The following is an 876-nucleotide window of genomic DNA, read 5'->3' on the forward strand; positions in this document are numbered from 1 at the left end:
GCCCGACCATTGAGCCGGAGGGGTGAATTGGCTCGGACGTCTCCTGCTCGACCTGAAAGGAGATATACCAGTGCCCGGCTGCTTGGCTGACGGTCGCGTTTTTAATTTTCCCTTCAACTGGCTGGGACTGACGGAACTTGACCCACACCAGCCCGGCAGGCAGCTTCACGCGACCCTTTTCAAGGCGGCAATACTTGTCGAAGTTGACGAACCGGATAGCGTCGCGGTTGTCGCTTTTTTTCTTGAATACGGGTGCCTTGGCGGCGAGTTTCTTATCAAAGCAGCGCATCCACGCGCCATGCAAATCCTTGAGCTTCTGCTGGAGGTTGTCGGTATATGCCTCGGCCAGAAAGGCCATTTCTGGGTCTTTCTTCCAACTGGTGAGCATCCTGTTCAGCTCAAAGGCAGAAGGCAGTTTTTCGCCAGCATCCAGAATGCGTTTGGTTTCTGCCAGCCCGTGATTCCAGACATAACGAGCACAACCGCCCAACTGGCGCAGGCGTTGCGCTTGTTGGGCTGTCGGTTCGAGTCGGAACTTGTAGGCTTTCAGAATTTGCATTTAGCGCTCAGTGTGTAGCATTATTGCCATATCTATTAAGCCCGATTGAGTGACAGAATGCAATTCACTAAAATTAATAAATCACGCCATGCGGCCTACGTTTTGCACGTACATTTGGTGTTTATTACCAAGTATCGAAAGCCGATACTGGGGGATCTGCATCACGCTTCATTCGGTCAGTGTGCGGCAGAGGTTTGCAGAGATTTTGGTGCGGAACTGAAAGAGTGTGACGGAGAGGCTGATCATGTTCACATGCTGATAGAGTACGCGCCAACGGTGCAGCTATCGGTACTGGTGAACTCGTTAAAGGCGGTCAC

1 protein-coding gene and 1 pseudogene are annotated in these 876 nt (G+C 52.1%); one reads left to right on the forward strand and one right to left on the reverse strand.

Annotated elements, in window-relative coordinates:
* The coding region (locus J9892_RS22095) for an RNA-guided endonuclease TnpB family protein (protein ID WP_210539025.1) at positions 1-559 on the reverse strand (559 nt) is incomplete at its 3' end.
* A gap of 57 nt (positions 560-616) precedes the next feature.
* Between J9892_RS22095 and tnpA the strand changes: the two are divergent.
* Positions 617-876 (forward strand): annotated as a pseudogene (gene tnpA / locus J9892_RS22100) (IS200/IS605-like element ISAs26 family transposase); the annotation flags it as partial.

The organism is Aeromonas sp. Prich7-2, assembly GCF_017939255.1.
Lineage (GTDB): Bacteria > Pseudomonadota > Gammaproteobacteria > Enterobacterales > Aeromonadaceae > Aeromonas > Aeromonas caviae.